Annotated in this window: 14 protein-coding genes; all 14 read left to right on the forward strand. The window is 41.9% G+C overall.

All coding sequences use genetic code 11. The features are described 5' to 3' along the window. Window positions 1-124 precede the first annotated feature (124 nt). Window positions 125-1,570 carry a dicarboxylate/amino acid:cation symporter gene (locus tag G5B43_RS00220; protein WP_165292722.1) on the forward strand — a complete coding sequence of 482 codons (1,446 nt, stop codon included), beginning with the start codon at window positions 125-127 and terminating at the stop codon, window positions 1,568-1,570. 72 nt (window positions 1,571-1,642) lie between these two features. Next, on the forward strand, window positions 1,643-2,383 hold the full coding sequence (locus tag G5B43_RS00225) for an ImuA family protein (protein WP_165292723.1): 741 nt from the start codon (window positions 1,643-1,645) through the stop codon (window positions 2,381-2,383). Window positions 2,384-2,385: 2 nt separating this feature from the next. Beyond that, the gene (locus G5B43_RS00230) at window positions 2,386-3,888 is read left to right on the forward strand and encodes a Y-family DNA polymerase (RefSeq protein WP_165292724.1); all 1,503 of its coding nucleotides are present in this window, start codon (window positions 2,386-2,388) and stop codon (window positions 3,886-3,888) included. Between the two features lie 9 nt (window positions 3,889-3,897). Beyond that, window positions 3,898-7,038 (forward strand): error-prone DNA polymerase, encoded by a 3,141-nt coding sequence (locus G5B43_RS00235; RefSeq protein WP_165292725.1) that lies wholly within the window; start codon window positions 3,898-3,900, stop codon window positions 7,036-7,038. 228 nt (window positions 7,039-7,266) lie between these two features. Then, entirely contained in the window at window positions 7,267-7,812 is a 546-nt protein-coding gene (locus G5B43_RS00240) for a sigma-70 family RNA polymerase sigma factor (RefSeq protein WP_165292726.1), read from the forward strand. 105 nt (window positions 7,813-7,917) lie between these two features. Further along, the gene (locus G5B43_RS00245; protein WP_165292727.1) at window positions 7,918-9,075 is read left to right on the forward strand and encodes a FecR family protein; all 1,158 of its coding nucleotides are present in this window, start codon (window positions 7,918-7,920) and stop codon (window positions 9,073-9,075) included. Between the two features lie 235 nt (window positions 9,076-9,310). Then, a complete protein-coding gene (locus G5B43_RS00250; RefSeq protein ID WP_240904674.1) occupies window positions 9,311-12,745 on the forward strand; it encodes a TonB-dependent receptor in 3,435 nt (1,144 codons plus the stop codon). 11 nt (window positions 12,746-12,756) lie between these two features. After that, window positions 12,757-14,634, forward strand: coding sequence for a RagB/SusD family nutrient uptake outer membrane protein (locus tag G5B43_RS00255; RefSeq protein ID WP_165292729.1), 1,878 nt, complete (start codon window positions 12,757-12,759; stop codon window positions 14,632-14,634). A 28-nt stretch (window positions 14,635-14,662) separates the two neighbouring features. Beyond that, entirely contained in the window at window positions 14,663-15,856 is a 1,194-nt protein-coding gene (locus G5B43_RS00260; protein ID WP_165292730.1) for a DUF5000 domain-containing lipoprotein, read from the forward strand. A gap of 18 nt (window positions 15,857-15,874) precedes the next feature. Beyond that, entirely contained in the window at window positions 15,875-17,104 is a 1,230-nt protein-coding gene (locus tag G5B43_RS00265) for a DUF4998 domain-containing protein (protein ID WP_165292731.1), read from the forward strand. A gap of 66 nt (window positions 17,105-17,170) precedes the next feature. Next, complete coding sequence (locus G5B43_RS00270) at window positions 17,171-18,766, forward strand: FAD-dependent oxidoreductase (protein WP_165292732.1); 1,596 nt, start codon at window positions 17,171-17,173, stop codon at window positions 18,764-18,766. Window positions 18,767-19,057: 291 nt separating this feature from the next. After that, on the forward strand, window positions 19,058-19,567 hold the full coding sequence (locus tag G5B43_RS00275) for a hypothetical protein (RefSeq protein WP_240904675.1): 510 nt from the start codon (window positions 19,058-19,060) through the stop codon (window positions 19,565-19,567). Between the two features lie 53 nt (window positions 19,568-19,620). Next, complete coding sequence (guaA, locus tag G5B43_RS00280; protein ID WP_165292733.1) at window positions 19,621-21,171, forward strand: glutamine-hydrolyzing GMP synthase; 1,551 nt, start codon at window positions 19,621-19,623, stop codon at window positions 21,169-21,171. Beyond that, a complete protein-coding gene (locus G5B43_RS00285; RefSeq protein WP_240904677.1) occupies window positions 21,128-22,411 on the forward strand; it encodes an ABC transporter substrate-binding protein in 1,284 nt (427 codons plus the stop codon). The genes guaA and G5B43_RS00285 overlap by 44 nt, the downstream gene beginning before the upstream one ends.

Raw genomic sequence — 22,411 nt, forward strand, 5'->3', positions numbered from 1 at the left:
AGGTGATGCTTTTTTTATTATAAACCGATATTGTTTTGTTTTTCAACGGGTAATACAATAATGTGTTTTGTATAAGAGACAATTTTTATACATTTGTTTCTTTCAAAAACAAATATAAAGCTAGATGTTAAAAAGACAAATCGCTGTTACCACGCTCTTTACTGTTTCGATTGCTCTCGTTCTTACCCTAATATATGAATTAAACTGGTTTGCTATCCATCCGGATTTTATGAGGTGGGTGCGGTGGATAGTAGCGTCCGTTTTAACATTGAATGCGATTGTCCGTAAAAATTTAACCACGTGGATACTGACTTGTTTGGTGTTAGGAGTATTTATCGGGTTGGATTTTCCTAATTTTGCCCGTGCTTTACAGCCTCTGTCACAAGCTTTTATAAAACTGGTAAAAACCATTGTTGGCCCTATTCTGTTTGCTACGCTTGTTTTTGGTATTGCAGGGCACTCCGACCTAAAATCGGTAGGACGAATGGCATGGAAATCTATGTTGTACTTTGTGTCGGCAACTACCTGTGCTATATTTATCGGTTTGATCGTAATTAATATTACAAAGGCGGGGGTAGGCGTGGATGTGGAAAATATGCCCCATGAAGAACTTCCTAAAACCGCCTCAATGAGCATAGCGGATAGTACAGCTATGTCGCATATATCGAGCAATGCGCATGGTGTATATAAATTTAACGCATTTATACGGGACACTTTCCCCGAAAATATAGTCAAAGCAGTTTACGAAAATCAAGTATTACAGATTGTCGTATTCGGGGTGATATTTGGTATTGGGCTAGCTTTGGTGGAAGAAAAGAAGCGAAAACCGTTGGTCAATTTTACAGAGAGTCTTTCGGAGGCCATGTTTAAATTTACCAATATTGTCATGCTCTTTGCGCCAATTGGTGTGGGAGCCGCCATGGCCTATACCGTAGGACATCTCGGTGTGGATATCCTAAAAAACCTCTTTATGCTCCTGGGAAGTCTATATTTAGCTTTACTGCTTTTCTTGGGAGGAGTGCTCCTGCCGATTGCCTTATTCTTAAAAATTCCGGTGAAACGTTTTATGCATGCAGTTAAGGAACCTGTTTCCATAGCATTTGCAACAACCAGTTCCGATGCGGCGCTGCCGAAAGCCATGAACGCCATGGAGAGATTTGGTGTGCCTCGCAAGATTGTATCTTTTGTTATTCCAACTGGATATAGCTTTAATCTGGATGGTACATCTTTATACCTGTCGTTGGCTTCTATTTTTGTAGCGCAGGCGGCTGGTATACCTTTGTCTATTGGGCAGCAATTATTGATTGCTTTCACGCTCATGATTACCTCTAAAGGAGTTGCTGCTGTACCGCGAGCATCTTTAATCGTATTGATCGCTACGGCGGATCAATTTGGGTTACCGACTTTTGTTATTGCCGCCATTCTGGGAATAGACGAATTGATGGACATGGCCCGTACCTCAGTCAATGTTATCGGAAATTGTTTAGCGACAGTTGTCGTCGCGAAATGGGAAGGCGAATTTGATGAAGAAGCTCCGTTTCGGGAAGACACAGCAGACGAGATTATATAATTTTATTTTCCTTTACAGACTTTTTTACTAAAAATATTAGTATTACCTTTGTTCTAAAGAAAGGTAATAGCTATGAGTGCATCTGTCGAAAAATCGATGTTGATAGCTGATTTGCAACATCAGATATTGCAATGGCAAGGCTTTAAACAGATAGAAAAAAAGGATTATGATGTAGGTCTGGGAGAGCTGGAGAAAGCTTTTCCAGGTCATGTTTTCCCAGTAGGTACTCTGCACGAATTTATGAGTGAAAACAACGAAGAAGATGCTGCATCAAGTGGTTTCATAGCCGCACTATTGTCTTTTTTGATACAGAAAGGTGGCGTAGGCTTATGGATAAGTAGTTCCAGTCAACTGTTTGCACCTTCCATCAAATTGTTCGGTGTAGATCCGGATCGTATCATTTTTGTACAGATGGAAAAACATAAGGACATCCTTTGGGCATTGGAAGAAGGCTTAAAATGCGAGGGAATACGTGTGGTTATTGCGGAAGTACAAGATATTGATTTTGTGCAATCCAGACGGTTACAACTCGCTGTGGAGAAAAGTAAGGTTACTGGGTTTGTATTACGGTTAAAACCCCGATTTCTTGGTACAACCATTTGTGCGGCACGATGGCATATTCGCTCCTTGCCAAGCCATGTGCAAGGAGATATGCCCGGTGTGGGGTTTCCGGAGTGGGAGGTAGAACTCTTAAAAGTCAGGAATGGAAGCCCCAGCCGATGGCAAGTAGGATGGAGACAAAACCAATTACAAGCTAAGCGGTTAACGCTATCTTCAGACCCTATATATCATGCTAAGAGAAAGGTGGGGTAATCATGGTAAAACGATATGCTGTATTATGGCTTCCTTTTTTATTGACGGATTGGTATACGAAACATAATCCCCAATTGGCCGATATACCTGTCGTATTTGCTATGCCCGTGCGGGGTAGAATGTGTGTTACGGCTGTCAACCCGTCAGCAGCTCAGTATGGAGTTACACCCAATATGGTGGTTGCCGACGCTAGGGCGGCAATTCCTCAGTTAGAAGTATTACAAGATAAACCGCTACGAAAGGAGAGGTTATTGAAAAGTATGGGGTTGTGGTGTATGCGATATACGCCTATGGTAAGTGTGGATACGGCAGGTTACTTAATTTTAGATATAACAGGCTGTGCCCACTTATGGGGAGGAGAAGAAACTTATCTGCAAGAAATTCACCTGCAGTTGAAACAAAGAGGGTATGAAGTTCGGATAGGTATAGCCTCGACTATAGGAGCTGCTTGGGCAATAGCCCGATATGGACAGCATGGAACTATTATTCGGGACAATGCGCAGCAAGAAATTTTATCTATCATGCCTATAGCTTGTTTACGTTTAGAATCCGATCTTCTTGAACGACTGAAAAAATTAGGATTTAGAACGGTAGCTAGTGTGATGCAGATACCACCACAGGTATTGAAAAGACGTTTTGGAGAAGACCTGATAAAACGTGTGAGACAAGCCTTGGGAAAAGAAGAAGAGTTTATCGCGCCATTAAAACCAGTTATTCCTTACGCTGAACGGCTTCCTTGTCTGGAACCTATCAAGACGGCAAAAGGTATTGAAATGGCGATAGAAAAACTGTTGGATATGTTGTGCAAACGCTTGATAGGCGAGGGGAAAGGCCTGCGCAAAGCTAAGTTATCCTGTTATCGTGTAGACGGAAAGGTAAAGTATATAGAGATTGGTACAAACCGCGCTTCTGCACATGTAAAACATCTTGCTGGTTTATTTAAACAAAAGATACCAACGATAGCGCCGGGATGGGGAATTGAAGTTTTTGTATTAGAAGCTCCTAAAGTTGAGGACGCGGTACCCGTTCAAGAGTTGTTATGGAGTGGAGAAGGGAGTTTAGATAATGATGCATTGGCAGAATTACTAGATAGGTTTAAAGGGAGAGATGTTACATGTCGCATAAATCGTTTTTTGCCGGATGAACATTATTGGCCGGAACGTTCCATCAAGCTAGCTGGCTGCTTGACGGAGAAACGAACTACCGCATGGCGTACAGACCGCCCTCGTCCGACGCGATTGCTAGATCCACCTCATCCTATTGAAGTAAGTGCACCCATTCCGGATTATCCTCCGATGTTGTTCCGTTATAAAGAAAAGGTGCATCTTATTAAAAAAGCAGACGGCCCGGAGCGAATAGAACGGGAATGGTGGATCGAACAGGGAGAGCATCGGGATTATTACTATGTAGAAGATGATAAAGGAAGGAGATATTGGTTATTTCGTTTAGGGCATTATCAAGGAGATCGTTCTTCGAATTGGTATTTGCATGGATTTTTTGCGTAGGAGAAGATCATGGGATATATAGAATTGCAAGTAACCAGTAATTTTAGTTTTCTTCGAGGTGCATCCCATCCCGAAGAGCTAGTGAAACAAGCGGCATCGTTAGGTTATGAAGCTATAGCTGTTGCGGATAGAAATAGTTTGGCAGGCGCTGTGCGTGCCCATGTGGCGGCACGAAAACATCAGATACGTTTTATCCTAGGTTGCCGTTTGGATCTATTGGATGGACCTGGCTTATTGGCATATCCGAAGAATAAGAGAGGTTATAGTAAATTGTGTAGCTTGTTGACAACGGGGAACTTGCGGACGGAAAAAGGAAAATGTCATCTTTACCAAGCGGATGTATACATCCATAAAGAAGATTTACTGTTTATCATTGTACCACCGACCACACTTTCGGATAATTTTGAGTTAGATGCGGCTTTTATGGAAAGTGCGGCTGCGTATGCTGCCCATTTGAAAGGGCAAATTTATCTGGGATTATCCCGCACTTATCAAGGGAATGATACCAAACGACTGTTTCTTCTGTATGATTTAGCCGAATGGCTTCATATCCCTGTGGTAGCCTTAGGTGATGTCCATTATCATATTCCGGAACGTCGTGAATTGCAGGATATCCTGACTTGTGTCCGTGAAAAATGTACGATATATACGGCAGGCTTTCGCTTGCACTCCAATGCCGAACGGTATCTAAAACCACAGGAAGAAATGGAACGTTTGTTTGCGCCCTATCCGGAGGCATTGGAACATACCATCCGAATAGCCGATGCGTGCCGTTTTTCGTTAGATGAGCTGGAATATGTCTACCCAGAAGAACTTACGCAGGAGGGGCGTACACCACAGGAAGAATTAGAACTATGGGTATGGCAGGGAGCAAAAAAACTTTTTAATGAAGCGGAATTAGAGAAGCATGCACCTACCATACAAATGGAGCTAGACTTTATCCGACGAAAAAACTATGCGTCCTATTTTTTGACGGTATATGATTATGTGCGTTTTGCCCGTGAACGTGGTATCTTATGTCAGGGGCGTGGTTCGGCGGCAAATTCCATTGTATGTTATTGCCTGGAAATCACATCGGTTAATCCTACTGATATAAAGTTGTTGTTTGCTCGATTCATGTCAGATGCACGAGACGAACCGCCCGATATTGATGTCGATTTTGAACATGAACGAAGGGAGGAAGTTATCCAGTATATCTATGAGAAATACGGTCGGGATCGAGCCGCTATTGTTGCGACGGTGACACAAGAACGTGCGAAAGGGGCTTTACGGGATGTAGGCAAGGCTATGGGGTTATCTATGGATGCGCTCAGCAGGTTATCCCGAACGATTGGTTCACACTGGGATAGTGCTTTGGAGCCTGACCGGTTTAAGGAGCATGGGTTCCATGTTGAAGATCCACACTTCCGCAAAATATTGGAATTGGCCGAGCAGCTGATTGGATTTCCAAGGCAGCTAGGGCAACACACGGGTGGTTTTGTTATTACGCAAGGCAAAATTCATGAGTTATGTCCTATTATTCCCGCTCGAATGGAGGAACGTACTAATCTAGAATGGAACAAAGACGATTTGGAAGCGTTGGGATTCCTTAAAGTGGATGTGTTGGGATTGGGTATGCTGACCTGTATCCGCAAAGGGTTTGACCTGATAAAAAGACATTATGGTGATGAACTAACGTTGACGAGTATGGGCACGGAAGACAAAAAAGTCTATGATATGATCAGTCTAGCGGATACCTTGGGTGTATTCCAGATTGAAAGCCGGGCACAGATGTCTATGTTACCTCGCTTGAAACCTAACTGTTTTTATGATTTGGTTATTGAAGTGGCTATCGTGAGGCCTGGCCCCATTCAAGGGGATATGGTGCACCCTTATCTGCGGAGACGAAACGGAGAAGAGGCAATAGACTACCCGTCAGAAGAAATTAAAGGTATCTTGGAACGAACAAAAGGGGTTCCGTTATTTCAGGAACAGGCGATGGAAATTGCTATCGTGGCCGCAGGCTTTACACCGGCTGAAGCCGACGCGCTGCGGCGTAGTATGGCAACTTTTAAATCGAAAGGAGAAGTGAGTTACTTCCGTGATAAAATGGTAAATGGCATGCTGGCTAATGGATACAAGGAAGAATTTGCACAACGTGTTTTTCGGCAACTGGAAGGCTTCGGTAGCTATGGTTTCCCGGAAAGCCATGCGGCTTCTTTCGCGCTGCTTGTATATGTATCGAGCTGGATAAAGTGTTATTACCCTGATGTGTTTGCTGCTGCTTTGCTAAATAGTCAGCCCATGGGTTTTTACCAGCCAGCTCAAATTATCATCGATGCGCGTAAGAACGGTGTAGAAGTATTGCCCGTAGATATAAACCACTCTTTTTGGGATAATACATTGGAAGGGGAGTTTGGGATATGTCCGCATAAGTTAAGGTTAGGCTTTAGACAGGTTAAAGGTTTAAAAGAGGAAAATATCGAGAAATTAATTCAATGCCGTCATAAACATTATACACGGGTGGATCAATTGGCGGATATACTGTCTATGTTTACATTAGAAAGGCTTGCAGATGCCGACGCGTTTCGGTCTATAGGTTTGGATCGCCGACAAGCATTGTGGGAAGTTGCCGCGGTACAAGACAGACAAATTGCTTTGTTTAAAGGACAGGAGACATCAAATCCGCAGGAAAAACAGATTCGTTTGCCCTTTATGTCCGAAAGTGAACATGTGGTGCAGGATTATGCAACAACAGGGCTATCTATCAAGGCGCATCCGGTATCTTTTTTAAGAAAGAAGCTGGACTTATTGCACGTACTGCCTACCGATAAATTACCACTTTTAAAAAACGGAATGCCGGTTAAAGTCTGTGGCCTCATTACCGTACGGCAGCGGCCCGGAACAGCCAAAGGCGTACTGTTCGTAACCATTGAAGACGAGACAGGTTTTGCCAATCTGGTACTTTGGGGAAAGGTATTTGAAAAATATCGTCGGGAGATATTGCAAGCTAAACTCTTGATGGTGACTGGACATATACAAGTAGAAGAACGCGTCATCCATGTTGTAGTGCAACAGTGTTTTAATCTAAATAATTGGTTGTTAGATCTCGAAAATACTCCGGAAGGAACAGCGGAGGGTGTTTTTTATAAAGGAAGAAATTTTAAATAGCCGCGGGAGAAGTAATTTTTTCGTTATAAAAAATGCGTGTATTTTTTTGTGGAGAGGTGTAAGTATTAGTCTGTGATTTTTTCAAAATTATTCCCGATTGATAATGGAAATTATTTTACTATATTTAAACTGAACTTAATATTTTGATAACAGCTCTATAATAACGTCTTTATTTATTTTACATATGTTTGCGACATCAAAAGTATGAAGCAGTTATGAATTTAACGTATGAATAAGGTTTTGACAGAGGCGCAGATAAAAATGCTATTTGAGCAATATTACATTGCACTTGTAGAATTTTCATGGCATATTGTAAAATGCCGAGAAGCTGCGTTAGACATTGTTCAAGATACCTTTGTGAAAATGTTAGAGAAGGCAGAAGAACTTCCTTCTCATGAAAAAGCAATAAAAAGCTACCTTTATACCGCTGTTCGGAATACAGCTCTCAATTATATCAGGCATCAGAAAGTTCAGAATGAATACCATCAAATCAATCCATGGAATGAGATAGACGATACTCGTATTTTAGATGCCATGATTTATGCAGAAACTATTCATAACTTATATAAAGCCATTGAGTCCCTTCCGAAATCTTGTCAGGAAGTCTGTAGACTGACGTGGTTGGAGGACAAATCAAATAGGGAAGCAGCCGAATTATGTGGTGTTTCGATCAATACGATAAAAACGCAAAAAAGACGTTCGGTAGAACTTCTTCGACATAGACTCGCTCCGGTCATGTCCGTACTGAAAAGTTTTGTTTTTATCTTTTTTTAGAAAAATTCCTCCCCCCTTTCATCCTTTTTTCATTCATGAGTGTCTTAGTGTTATATCCCAAGGGATTGGTAGCATAAAGATAAAAAACGATACATAAGAGAACCGATGAATGAAGAATATGTAAAAGCTGCAGAGCTTATTTCCAAATATATACAAGGTAATATTTCTGCAGTGGAATACAATGAACTAATGGATATGGTGAAAAAATATCCAACATTGCGTTCGTGGATGACTAACCAAGATTTACCCTTAGAAGAAATCAATAAAAGGTTTACGGACTATCAAAAAATTGATGTCGAAAAAGATTGGCAATCTGTACGCGAAAAATATCATCATAACACAAGAAGAAAGATCGGGCATAGGACATGGTGGGTAGCCGCAGCTTCCATAGTTATCATTTGCGGAGTAGCTGGAAGTTTCTTTCTTAAAAAACAAGAAGAGAATAGATTGACGGAAAACGTCGGAAAGACGATGGAGGTGGCTCCGGGAAGAACCCTAGCTACGTTGACCTTATCCGATGGTACCATAACAGTACTGGAAGAGCAGGAAGAGGATATCATAGTGGATGGCAAGATGATTCTGCCTATCTCGGGTTCAACATTAGATTATCGCACAGCAAAAAATGCAACAATACAACATCACAAATTGCAGGTACCCTTAGGAGGAACATACCACCTCCAATTGGCGGACGGAACAAAGGTATGGTTGAATGCCGATTCTGAATTGGAGTTCCCGTCAGTCTTTGCAGGAGACGAACGAAAAGTAACCGTACGCGGTGAGGCTTATTTTGAGATCGCCAAAGATGTCACTAGGCCATTTAGGGTAAGCGTAGGAAGAACCCAGGTAGAGGCTTTAGGAACGGCATTTAATATCAATACGCACCTCTATAAAGAAAAAATTAAAACGATTTTAACAGAGGGTACAATTAAAGTCAGCACACCGGAAGATAGTAAAATTATCGAACCAGGTTATGCGGCTGTAAGTGGAAATGGAAATGTTGAAGTTGGGAAAGCCGATCTCGAGGAAGCGTTGGCCTGGAAAGAAGGCTATTTTTATTTTGATAGTAAACGATTGAAGGAGGTATTGGATGATATTGCCCGTTGGTATAATGTAGAATTGGATATTACAATCCCCCTCCCTGATAAGAGGTATATCGGTGGAATTAAGAAAAGTGAATCCATTGAGGTTGTCTGCGCTGTATTGAACGACCTGACGCCATACAAAATTACAATAGCGGGGAAGAAACTCCGTGTTAGAAAATAGAACTTGTTAAACTAAAAGACAATATAATGATGAGAGAAAAAGAACGATGAAATCAAAAGAAAAGTCGATAAACTGAGGGTACAGCCATACCCCCAGTAGAAAGACTAAAGCTACACTAACTGTATGAATTGTTTTATTTATAACCTTAATCTATAACAAAGGTATGCATAATATCCGTACGAGACAACGGCGTAGAGACCGTTGTATCTACCTGTCTAAAAAAAATATCCTAGCAATGAAACTAACAATTGCTTTTATGCTAATTGCGACATTACACGCTATGTCGACCGGACTTGCGCAGACTGTCACATTGCATTTAAACAACAAATCGCTGGAAACTGCTTTTTCCATCATCAGGCAGCAGACCGGCTACCGTTTTATTTATCCTGAGGAAGCACTTCGAAACACCAAAAAGGTGCGTGTGAACCTACAAAATGTACCGCTCAAAAATGCGTTGGATAAGCTCACAGAAAACCAACCTCTGACGTATCAATTGCATGATGGAACGATTGTGGTGAAAGCTGTGCCTAAAACCATAATAAAAAAAGAACGTGTGATAGTTAGACAACAAGCGTCTAACACGGTGAACGGTTTAGTGACGGATTCCTTAGGAACGCCCCTCTCCGGTGTGTCGGTAGGAGTGAAGGACAACAATAGAATCGGCACAACCACCGATCTGAACGGCCGGTATGTGCTGGAAGTGCCTGCAGATGCGGTATTGGTTTTCAGTATGGTCGGATACAATAGGCAGGAAATTCCGGTTAAGGACAGATCTGTTGTGAACGTGAAGATGCACTACGCTGACAGCGACATAGATGAAGTAGTTGTGGTGGCTTATGGTACACAGAAAAAATCGGAGGTCGTGGGGGCGATGACCACGATCAATCCGGATGAGCTTCGGATACCGTCAAGCAACTTGACAACAGCGTTAGCAGGGCGAATTGCCGGCATAATTGCCTACCAACGGAGTGGAGAGCCTGGACAGGATAATGCGGATTTTTTTATCCGTGGAGTGACCTCTTTCGGAACCGGAAAGGTCGATCCTTTAATCCTCATCGATGGCGTCGAATTTTCCACCACCGATTTACGGAATCTACAACCGGATGATATTGCAAGCTTTACCATCATGAAAGATGCGGCATCAACCGCTTTATATGGTGCACGGGGCGCAAATGGTGTTATATTAGTCACGACGAAAGAGGGAAAAGAAGGACCGGCGAAAATCTCTTTCCGTATCGAAAATTCTATTTCGACACCAACCCAGAATGTGGAGCTTGCCGATCCCATTACGTATATGCGGTTGCATAACGAAGCGGTGAAAACTCGGGATCCATTAGCCCGATTGCTATATCCCCAAAGTAAAATAGACAATACGATAGCGGGAACAAATCCTTATATGTATCCGGCCACGGATTGGCGGAAAGAGCTTTTTCGGGACTATACCATGAACCAGCGTGCCAATTTAAGCGTTAGTGGAGGAGGGAAAGTCGCCCGTTATTATTTTGCGGGTGCGTTTACGCGGGACAATGGTGTGTTGAAAGTAGGTGGACAAAGTAATTTCAACAACAATATAGACCTCAAAAAATACCTTCTACGTTCGAATGTCAACGTTAACCTGACGAAAACAACGGAGGTAGGCGTCCGCATGTATGGTACGTTTGACGAATATACCGGACCACTGGACGGTGGTAAAGAAATGTACCAAAATGTCATGCGCAGCAATCCCGTTATGTTTCCCGCTTACTATCCAAAAACGGAACAATACGGCCATCTAGAACATATCATGTTTGGGGGATCAAATTTGGGTCGTTATATCAATCCTTACGCAGACATGGTAAAAGGATACCGTGACTATTCCCGTTCGGTGATGATGGCGCAATTTGAATTGAAACAAAACCTTTCGTTTTTAACAGAGGGACTTTCTTTTCGTGCCATGGCGAATACAAACCGCCAGTCTTATTTCAGTTTATCACGCGCTTACTCACCGTTTTATTATCAGCCCTCTTATTACGACTCCCAAACCGGAGACTTGACATTACAGGTGCTGAACGAACGGAGCGGAAGTCCCTACCCCGTTGGAGAGGAATATTTAAGTTTTGATCCCGGATCAAAAACAATAAAATCTGTTTTTTATTTGGAGTCGGCATTGAATTATAACCGTACGTTCCGGGAGAAACATGGGATAAGCGCGATGATGGTTTATATTATGCGTCAGGCGCTGGACGCGAATGCGGGTAGTTTACAGCTATCACTCCCAGCCCGAAATATAGGAGTGTCTGGACGGTTTACCTATAATTATGATAGCCGTTACTCGGCAGAATTTAATTTTGGCTATAACGGATCCGAACGATTTCATACGAACAATAGGTTTGGTTTTTTCCCGTCGGGAGGAGTAGCCTGGCAGGTGTCGAACGAAAAATTCTGGGAACCTTTTTCGTCCGTTGTACCCTTGTTTAAGTTAAGAGCCACCTACGGATTGGTGGGGAATGACGAAATCGGTAGTGCGAACGATCGTTTTTTCTACCTTTCCAACGTCAATATGGATGTGTCTGGGCGAGGAGCTGTATTTGGGACGGATTGGAATTATTCCAATAGTGGTGTTTCCGTCAGCCGTTATGAGAATACCGATATTACTTGGGAAATCGCACAAAAGGCAAACTTAGGCGTCGAACTGAAACTCTTTAATAAGGTTGGTATACAAGCCGACTTCTTTTCGGAGTATCGAAAGAATATCTTGATGACACGGGCTTTTATTCCAGCGTATATGGGTTTTTCGGCAGCCATCAGAGCAAATGTCGGTGAGGCATTAGGGCGTGGAATGGATATGTCGGTGGATTATCAGCATAATTTTTCACCAGATTTCTGGATTACAGCACGTGGTAATTTTACCTATGCCACGAGTAAGTATAAGGTGAATGAAGAGCCGGAATACGATCCGGAGGTTTGGCGATCAAAAATTGGCTATCCGCTAACCCAGCGGTGGGGATATATCGCCGAACGTCTATTTGTAGATGATGAGGAAGTGGCTAATTCACCTATACAGAATTTCGGTTTGACACCGACGCGGGGCGGGGATATTAAGTACCGAGATGTGAATGGCGACGGACAGATTACGCCATTGGACCAAGTGCCTATCGGGAATCCGACACGACCGGAAATTGTATATGGTTTTGGTTTTTCTACCGGTTTTAAAAACTTTGATTTATCCTGTTTTTTTCAAGGACTGGCACAGGAGTCTTTCTGGATAGATCCCGAGGCCACGGCTCCTTTTACGGCCTATTATTACGATGATGCTGAACGAAGTTCAGGAATTACTTATAACAACCAATTGTTAAAAGCTTACGCCGATAATCATTGGTCGGAAGATAATGCAAATGTCATGGCACTATGGCCTCGGCTTACCACAATGGACCATGCCAACAACATACAATCCAGCACATGGTTTATGCGGAACGGCTCTTTCCTAAGATTGAAAAATGCCGAATTTGGTTACACCATTCCGCGATCCAAACTGGAACGTATCGGATTGGAAAGTATTCGCATTTACGCTAGTGGTATCAACTTACTGACGTTAAGCAGCTTCAAGTTGTGGGATGTCGAAATGGCGGGAAATGGTCTCGGTTACCCTGTGCAGCGGGTATATAACCTAGGTGTTCACGTATCCTTTTAAAATTGTCAAAAATGAAATTTAAGAAACACATACTTTACCTTCTTTTCGTAGGAACATTAACGTCTTGTAATTATCTGGATGTGACTCCGGATAATATACCGACGCTCGATTACGCATTTCGCACGCCTTTGACGGCCGAAAAATATCTGTTTACCTGTTATTCCTGGCTTCCCGGTTTTGCGGATCCCTATAGTGGAAATCCGGCGATTGCGGGAGCAGATGAAATGTGGTTTAATTCTTATTATGAATATAATTCATTTGCCATTGCTAGAGGTCTGCAAAATGTGCAAGACCCGATTATTGATTACTGGCAAGGAGGTAGGGGAGGACATAATATATTTCAAGGCATCCGGGATTGTAATATCTTCCTCGACAATATTCATCTGGTTCCAAACATGTCAGTCTACGACAAAGCAAAAATGAGTGCCGAAGCGAAATTTCTGAAAGCTTATTATCACTTTTGGCTTATGCGTATGTATGGTCCGATTCCGATCATGCACGAAAGCCCACCGATTTCTGTGAGTGTGGATGAAGTCAAAGCCATAACGCGTGATCCTATCGATCAGGTCGTGGACTATATCGTCGGTTTAATGGATGAAGCAATTGTTGATTTGCCTGATAGAGTTCAATTTGAGGTGGAAGAGCTGGGAAGAATTACCAAGCCGATAGCCATGGCGATTAAAGCACAGGTTTTGGTTACGGCAGCCAGCCCGTTGTTCAACGGCAACATGGACTTTCCGCAGTATCGGAACTCGCGCGGAGAAAACCTTTTTAACAGCCAGTATGAGGAGCAGAAATGGGTAAGAGCTGCCGATGCTTGTAGAGAAGCTATTGATCTTTGCCACGCATTAGATATGCAGCTGCATTATATCGGCAATACCGGATACGATATTTCCGATACAACGCAGACGGAATTGGATCTCCGCACCGCGATGACCGAACGGTGGAATTCGGAAATCATCTGGGGAAGCACCAACAGTACAGCCGGAGGTATACAGACCGCTGCCTACCCACGTCTGTTTCCGGGGAATGCCACATATTTTGGGGGATATTTATCCGTGCCCCTCTCTATCGTGGATTTGTTTTACTCGGAAAATGGGGTGCCCATAGAAGAGGACACATCTTGGGATTATGCCAACCGCTATACTTTAAAAACAGCAGAGCATATTGATAAAAACTACATCAAAGAGGGCTATACGACGGTGGCGCTCAATTTCGACCGCGAACCGCGTTTTTATGCCTATTTAGGATTTGACGGCGGAAGATGGTATGGGCACGGCCGACTGGAGGATGAGGATAATTTCTATGTGGAAAGTAGGCTGGGAGGGGCCGCATCGGGACACGCATACGCCTACTCCGCTACCGGATACCTCCCCAAAAAAGTGGTAAACTATTTGAATGCGGCTCAAGCTGCGCAGTGGACAGTGCAACGGTATCCATGGCCGATTATGCGGCTATCCGATTTATATTTGTTATACGCCGAAGCATCTAATGAGGTCTTTGGTCCCTCGCCTGAAATATTTCATTATTTGGATTTAATACGAACGCGGGCTGGTCTCCAATCGATAGAAGAATCTTGGCGTAATTATTCTAATCAGCCTAATAAATACAACACAAAACAAGGGCTGCGTGATATTATTCGCCGGGAGCGAAGTATAGAACTTGCTTTTGAAGGAAGCCGTTTTTGGGATTTAAGGAGGTGGCGGACGGCTCCACAGGTACTCAATAATCCAATTGTTGGTTGGGACACGCAGCAAGAAGCACCGGAAACCTATTATAGACCTGTTGTTATTTTTAACCAGACCTTTGGGTTGAAAGATTATTTCTGGCCTATTCAAGAATCGGAAATGTTACGGAATAAGGGTTTGATACAAAGCCCGGGATGGTAATTCATGTTTTTGTATATAATTAAATGAGATGAAAACGATAAAATCTATTATTATACCCATACTCGCTATATTATTGACCTCTTCGTGTAAGGAGGAGGTTACCAAAATAATGTATGATAGTGACGTTATTCCACAAGCAGTAAGGGATCCAAAAGTAGAAAATAAACCTGGAAAGGTTGAGATTTCTTATACGCTTCCCCGTGAGACCTCGCTATTATACGTGGAAGCAGAAGTAGATATGGGACAAGGGAGGATAGTAACGTCTAAATCTTCTAACTACAATCATTCGTTGGAGATTGCTGGATTTGGTTCTTCACGGGAATATGAGGTGAAATTGTATTCTGTCGGGAGAAATCTGAAAAGGTCTGAACCTGTCACCATAAAAGTAAACCCGTTGGAGCCCCCTGTTTCCACTATTTTTAGATCATTAAAGGTCGATGAAGCCTTTGGTGGAATGGCCATTGAATTTGAGAATGATGAAGAAGCAGAAGTTTCCGTGGTGGTAGAAAGTATAAATGAAAACAGTGAATGGTATACCGTCGAAACGTTTTATACGAATAAAAAAACAGATGTCTTGAAGGTCAGAGGTTTGGAATCGAGACTGCAATCTTTTAGAATATTTGTAAATGATCGGTGGGGCAATAGATCGGACATATTGAATACAGAATTGACTCCGATATATGAAGTGGAGCTGGATCGTACTTTGTTCACAGCAATGAAGATGCCCAATGATCCGAACCACTGGAATAACGCCGTATTGAGTTTTTTATTGAACAATAATCTATCTGGTGCAGGATCATATTTCCGTACGGATAATGGCACGCCGATGCCAACCCAGGTGACATTTGATATGAAGCAAAAGGTAAGATTAAGTCGCTTTAAATTTTGGCAGCGAGGAACGGTGGCGGAGCTGGATTTGCTATACACAGCGGGAAGTCCACGTTTTTTTGAATTATGGGGCAGTAATGATCCAAATCCAGATGGATCCTTTGATAGTTGGACAAAAATTGCCGATTGTGAATTGACTAAACCATCGGGTCTTCCGATTCCTAATAATTCGCCGGAAGATATTGCGGCTGCCGTAGAAGGGCACGAATACGATATATACTCCGCTGATATAGAGCCCATGCGCTACTTCCGTATAAGAGTTCTCCGTACGTATGGTGTTACGGATTATTTCTGGATGAGTTTGTTTAGATTATATGGTCAACCTGTTAATTGATATACCATGAAAATAATAATGAAATGCGTGTTCGCATATATATGTATAAGCTGCCTGCTTTTTAGCTGTAGAAAGCAAGACCATTTTTATAAAGAGTTTCTTGAAGGGGGAGAAATCATTTATACAGGGAAGGCAGACTCCGTTTTGTTCCATCCGGGTAAAAACCGAGCCTTGCTTTCCTGGAGAATAAAGGATCCGAATATTACCCAGATGAAAGTCTATTGGAATAGTTATTTAGATTCTTTAACGATTGACGTAAATAAAACAGACGGAGTTGATAGTATAGGCGTCGTTATTGATGATCTAGAGGAACGTTTTTATTCTTTTGACATCTATTCCATTAATATGGAAGGGAGCAGATCGATAAAATCAACCGTAGAAGGGCAAGTGTATGGTGATGAATATCAACAAAATTGTTTTCATCGGGCGATAGAAAATATCAGCTATTTAGAGGATCAGGCCATTATTTCCTGGTTCAACCCAGAAGGTAACGAAATTGGATCTGAAATCCGTTATATAGACAAAGATGGTGTAGCAACGACCGTTTTTGTACCGATATCCGAAACAAATACCACATTGAATAATGTGGTATTAGGTGGTAGCTTTGATTACCGTACCTGGCATCGTCCTTACTCGTTGGCGATAGATACCTTTTATACCGATTTTAAAACGGAAGAGATTCGGTTAATAGAAAGGGAATTAGATTATAGCAGATTTGCTGCACATAGGTTGGAGAATGATCCACTTGATTTTGGGGCAAACCGGATACCTTTTCTTTGGAACAGAGATCTTGAAAGTGCTGCCTCCGGATCGGGCGGGTGGTATCGTACAGCGACCAACTCGGGAGTGCCCAATCAGGTTACAATCGATATGGGAGTAACCGCTAAGCTGACCCGTTTTAAGTTTTGGCAACGGGGAACTGTATCGGAACCTACACTGCTCTATGCTAATGCCAACCCTAAAAAGATAGAGTTTTGGGGAACAGACAACCCTGGTCCTAACGGTAATTATGCTAATTGGAATAAGTTAGGAGAGTATGAAGTCGTCCGACCCTCTGGTTTGTCTCCGGGACAGCCGGTAACGTTTGAAGATATAGCTGCAGCGCAGGAAGGTCATGAAATTACTATTTCTATGGATGCGCCTGTGGTGAGATTTATCCGAATCAGGGTGATGGAAACCTTTGAAAATCAACCGCACTTTTTTCTCAGCAATATAGGTGTCTTTGGTCAGGTTGTGAGCGTAGAATAAGTTTTTATAAAATAGGAAATCGTAGTAGAAAAAGAACACTGTTTAGTAGATATAAAAATCAAAAAAATGAGAAAGCTTATGATAAAATATGCATTCCTGCTGTTGATCGTACTAACGAGCATAACAACAACATGTGCTAATGAAAAATATGATATCTGTATTTACGGTAGTACATCTGCAGGAATAGTTGCTGCCTATACGGCAAAAAATATGGGAAAATCAGTGGTGGTGATATCGCCGGACGGTCACATTGGAGGTTTGTCATCCGGTGGCTTGGGCCAAACTGATATCGGAAATAAAAATGCTATCGGTGGGTTATCACGAGAATTCTATAAGCAATTAGGTGAAGTATATGGCCAGGATGAATCCTGGAAGTTTGAACCGAAAGAAGCGAAGAAAATTTTTGAAACCTATATCCAAACAGCAGATATTCCGGTTATTTATAACCAGCGTATAAAAAAAGTAAATAAGAAAAAAACACAAATTAGATCCGTTGATTTAGCCCATACGTATGGTTCGAATAAAACCACACAACGGATTGAAGCAGAGGTTTTTTTAGATTGTACATACGAAGGAGATCTTTTTGCCATGGCAGGCGTATCGCATACGGTGGGGAGAGAAGACAATAGTGTTTATGAGGAGACATTAAATGGATATCAATTAGCAGCATACCGAAAACAATCCGGTTATCATCAATTTCCCGACGGTGTAAGTCCGTATGTCGTTCCGGGAGATCCATCAAGTGGTCTATTGCCGGGAATAAGCAGCGGACAGGCGAATCCTACTGGTACAGGGGACAAACTGGTTCAGGCTTATAATTTTCGGATCTGTTTGACAGACAGTACGGAAAATATGATTCCGATAACGAAACCGGAAGGATATGATCCAAAAAAGTACGAGCTTTTGGTACGTTTATTTGACGCGCAGCCCAAGGATCGCAAGATAAATAATTATTTTATTTGGAGCCGGATGCCGAACCGCAAAACGGATATTAACAACCGTGGAGCATTTTCGACCAACCTAATCGGTGCTAACCATAATTGGCCCGAGGCAAGCTTCGAAGAGCGGAAGAAAATATTCGAGGAACACGTGGCTCATGTTAAGGGTTTACTTTATTTTTATATAAATGACGAACGCGTTCCAAAAGAGCTACAGAATTTTGTGAAAAACTGGGGATATCCGAAAGACGAATATGTCGAGCATGGACATTTTACGCCACAATTGTATGTGCGCGAGGGCAGACGGATGATCGGGGAATACGTTATGACAGAGCGCAATTGTAGAGGAAAAGAAGTAATCACCGATCCAATCGGTATGGCTGCGTATACCATGGACAGTCATAATGTACAGCGTATTGTTGTAAATGGAATGGTGAAAAATGAAGGAAATGTGGAAGTGGGTAAATTTCCACCTTATCCTATATCTTATCGAGCCATATTACCCAAATCAAAAGAATGTACGAATTTATTGGTGCCTGTTTCCCTGTCGGCATCCCATATTGCTTTTGGTTCGATTAGAATGGAACCGGTGTTTATGATTTTGGGACAGAGTGCGGCCGTAGCCGCTGTGCAGGCCATTGATAGTAAAAAAGCCGTTCAAGACATTGATTACGACAAATTAAGGAATGAACTTCTGGACCAAAAACAGATATTAGGATTGTAATCGGATTACCAACGAAAGCAATTAATATACGTTGATCGTCGTGTTTCTTCTTTGTTTTTCGGTATGCCGATGTCATACTTCTGTATGCCGACGTCGTATTTTCCTTCAGAAGCGGCGTCGGTACGCCTGCTTTCAAGATAGATTGCTAAAATTAATTGTATGGTATGGATTTATACGGTAACTTGTTGAACAAATTTAATTAATATTTGTACTTTATATAAGAGGCATTCTAAATCAAGATTGGCTTATATTTTGTAAACAAATGTAGTGTATAACCAACGTATAGAGCTTATGATGAAAAGATGTTTTTATATAGTGTTGTTTCAGCTAGTAGTGACAACGGCGGCATTATTTGGGCAAAAGCTTTCTCTTACTGAAATTCGAAAGGATTTCAAGATAGGACATAAAGATGAAGAAACATGCAAAAAACATCTGGAAGCCTTAGAAGAGTACGCAGATTGTCCTGTCGAACGGGGATATGAAGCGGCATACCACATGTTTATGGCAAAACATACCGGGAACCCCCTGAAAAAAATGAGCTACTTCCGAAACGGAAAGAAGATGTTGGAAGAGGAAATAGCGGACAACCCCAGCGAAATAGAATTGCGTTATATTCGGTTATGTATTCAATACTATATTCCATCGTATTTAGGATATAAAGATAATATAGAAGAAGATAAAGATTTTTTAGTGAACAATTTATATAAGTTAAGAGATAAGGAAACGAAACAACTTATCTATGTCTATCTAAAAGGTGCAAAGATGTATTCGGAAGAAGAATTGGCTTTATTGGGACGTTAAAGGAAATCAATTAAAATCGCTAAAAATACAAGGCGAATATGTAACTTTGCGCCATGTCCGAAAAAATTATCATTCTTGATTTTGGCTCGCAATATACACAGCTAATAGCACGCCGTGTTCGTGAGCTTAACGTTTATTGTGAAATTCATCCATATAACAATTTACCGGAATTTGATGATGCGGTAAAAGGTGTTATCTTTTCAGGTAGCCCATATTCTGTTAGGCAAGAGGATGCACCTCAGGTAGACTATACCAACATTCAAAATCGTTTTCCATTATTGGCCGTTTGCTACGGGGCGCAATATCTAGCACAGCAATCCGGAGGAGAGGTATTACCCTCCGAAATCCGGGAGTATGGCCGTGCGAATTTACAATTTGTGGATCAGGAAAGTACCTTGTTGAAAGGTGTACCGGTACAATCACAGGTGTGGATGTCGCATGGAGACACCATTAAGGAAATACCTTCCAATTTTAAAATTATTGCTAGTACGGACAAGGTACGTGTGGCAGCATACGAAATAGAAGGCACACGCACGTACGGTATCCAATTCCACCCAGAGGTGACACACAGCACCGACGGACAAGTATTGTTAAAGAATTTTGTCGTTGACATATGTGGTTGTTCGCAAGACTGGACTCCCGATACCTTTGTCGAAACGACAGTAGCAGAGCTGAAGGCGCAATTAGGGGATGATCATGTAATCATGGCATTGTCGGGTGGTGTAGACTCTACGGTAGCAGCGGTATTATTACACCAAGCTATCGGGAAAAATCTACATTGTATTTTTGTAGATCATGGTTTGCTTCGTAAAAATGAATACGAACAAGTATTGGATTCATATAAAAATATGGGACTAAATATTAAAGGAATCAATGCGAAAGAATTGTTTTTTGGTCGATTGGCAGGTGTATCGGAACCTGAACAAAAGCGGAAAATAATTGGTGCATCCTTTATTGACGTGTTCGATCAGGCTTCTAAGGATATTCAACATGAACTGCCGGAAGGAATTGAAGCAAAATGGTTAGGACAGGGGACGATCTATCCTGATGTTATTGAATCGATCTCTGTGAAAGGGCCATCAGCAACTATTAAATCCCATCATAATGTTGGAGGTTTGCCCGATTTTATGAAGCTTAAAGTAGTAGAGCCGTTGAAGGCCTTGTTTAAGGATGAAGTACGTCGTGTAGGAAGAACATTGGAGGTAGATTCCAATATTTTAGGACGGCATCCCTTCCCGGGGCCAGGACTAGCTATTCGCGTGCTTGGCGACATCACAGAAGAAAAGGTACGGATTTTGCAGGAAGCTGATGATATCTATATTCGTAACTTAAAAGAAGCGGGTTGGTATGATAAAGTATGGCAGGCAGGGACTATTTTTCTACCGGTGCAATCTGTAGGCGTCATGGGCGATGAGCGTACGTATGAACACGTGGTAGCCCTACGTGCAGTAGGCTCGTTAGACGGTATGACAGCCGATTGGATTCACTTGCCATACGATTTGTTAGCAAAAATCTCAAACGAAATCATCAATCATGTTAAAGGAATCAATAGAGTTGTCTATGATATCAGTTCAAAACCGCCAGCAACAATTGAATGGGAATAAGCGGTCATTCGTATGGATATTAACACTGTTCCTCTTTTTAGGAGCTTGTTCACCTAAGACCAAGGTACTAAAATCACCTGACCATAGTGGTGGGAATATAGGGGGGACTGTTCCAAAAGAGGAAAAACCGGAAGCGGTAGATAAAGAAACAACAGTTGAAGATGCTCGTAAAGCAGAAGCAGCTAGAAACAGTGTGGCATTGATTCTACCTTTTCAATTGGATAGGATTTCACCTCATACATTATCAAAAGAAGACGTTAATCGTTCGGCAATTGCACTTGACTTTTACCAAGGTTTTCAGTTGGGGTTGAATGAATTGGCACAAAAAGGTCGCTCTTTTTCGCTCAATGTAATTGACTCGCGAGATAACGCAATACATAATCAATCGGTCGCCAAATCGGAAGAGGTTTTAAGTGCGGCACTGATTGTAGGGCCTGTATTCCCGAAAGAAATAACCACATTTGGTATGCATCTTTCAAACAAAAATGCATTGCAGGTAAATCCTTTGGCAGCAACGAAGGCTCGGGAATTCAATTTGCCTAATTTAGTGTCCCTAACCCCATCTATTGATGTACATACTAAAGCTATGGCAGAACGCGTTGGAAAAGATTACAAAACTGGGGACGTGGTTATTATCTATAATACGTCAGACAATGACGGACGTCAATTTTTAAGCGGTTTCTTGTCGGAACTTAAGAAGGCAAATCCGTCTGTCCAGGTTCGTTCCGTATCGTCGATTCCCCAACTGAATGAGGAAATTAGTCTAACAGGTACGAATTTGATAGTAGCGGGTACGACCGATAGATTTCAGTTGCGTTCTTTTGTGAGTAATTTAGAAGCAAAATCTTCCGAAGAATTTTATATGTTTCGCGTATACGGACACCCTTTATGGGATCGTATAGATTTCAGTATATATGAGCGATTTGTTGATTTCCGACCTGTTATCACCTCAGAAAGCCATTTAAAGTCATGGACAAGAGAAACAAAGGAATTTAAAGATAAATACTATTCCTTATATAATGTTAATCCTTCGGATTATTCCTATAAAGGATATGATGCAGCCCGATATTTTGGAAATCTACTGGCAAAATATGGTGACAATTATTCCGAACATATCACGAAAGAAAAATTCGAAGGCTTATTTAGTACTTATGCATTCAATTATAACGAAGCTTGGGGATTTATAAATAACGCGGTTTCGTTTAAAAGCTATCAAGGCTCATCGTTTCAGTTAAACTAA

It is taken from the genome of Sphingobacterium sp. SGR-19 (assembly GCF_011043555.1).
In the GTDB taxonomy this organism is placed as follows: domain Bacteria; phylum Bacteroidota; class Bacteroidia; order Sphingobacteriales; family Sphingobacteriaceae; genus Sphingobacterium.

Coding starts and splice junctions, on each gene's coding strand:
- G5B43_RS00270 (WP_165292732.1), top strand. CDS start 17,171: ATGAGAAAGCTTATGATAAAATATGCATTCCTGCTGTTGATCGTACTA.
- G5B43_RS00220 (WP_165292722.1), top strand. CDS start 125: ATGTTAAAAAGACAAATCGCTGTTACCACGCTCTTTACTGTTTCGATT.
- G5B43_RS00250 (WP_240904674.1), top strand. CDS start 9,311: ATGAAACTAACAATTGCTTTTATGCTAATTGCGACATTACACGCTATG.
- G5B43_RS00265 (WP_165292731.1), top strand. CDS start 15,875: ATGAAATGCGTGTTCGCATATATATGTATAAGCTGCCTGCTTTTTAGC.
- G5B43_RS00285 (WP_240904677.1), top strand. CDS start 21,128: ATGATATCAGTTCAAAACCGCCAGCAACAATTGAATGGGAATAAGCGG.
- guaA (WP_165292733.1), top strand. CDS start 19,621: ATGTCCGAAAAAATTATCATTCTTGATTTTGGCTCGCAATATACACAG.
- G5B43_RS00225 (WP_165292723.1), top strand. CDS start 1,643: ATGAGTGCATCTGTCGAAAAATCGATGTTGATAGCTGATTTGCAACAT.
- G5B43_RS00255 (WP_165292729.1), top strand. CDS start 12,757: ATGAAATTTAAGAAACACATACTTTACCTTCTTTTCGTAGGAACATTA.
- G5B43_RS00235 (WP_165292725.1), top strand. CDS start 3,898: ATGGGATATATAGAATTGCAAGTAACCAGTAATTTTAGTTTTCTTCGA.
- G5B43_RS00260 (WP_165292730.1), top strand. CDS start 14,663: ATGAAAACGATAAAATCTATTATTATACCCATACTCGCTATATTATTG.
- G5B43_RS00230 (WP_165292724.1), top strand. CDS start 2,386: ATGGTAAAACGATATGCTGTATTATGGCTTCCTTTTTTATTGACGGAT.
- G5B43_RS00245 (WP_165292727.1), top strand. CDS start 7,918: ATGAATGAAGAATATGTAAAAGCTGCAGAGCTTATTTCCAAATATATA.
- G5B43_RS00275 (WP_240904675.1), top strand. CDS start 19,058: ATGATGAAAAGATGTTTTTATATAGTGTTGTTTCAGCTAGTAGTGACA.
- G5B43_RS00240 (WP_165292726.1), top strand. CDS start 7,267: ATGAATAAGGTTTTGACAGAGGCGCAGATAAAAATGCTATTTGAGCAA.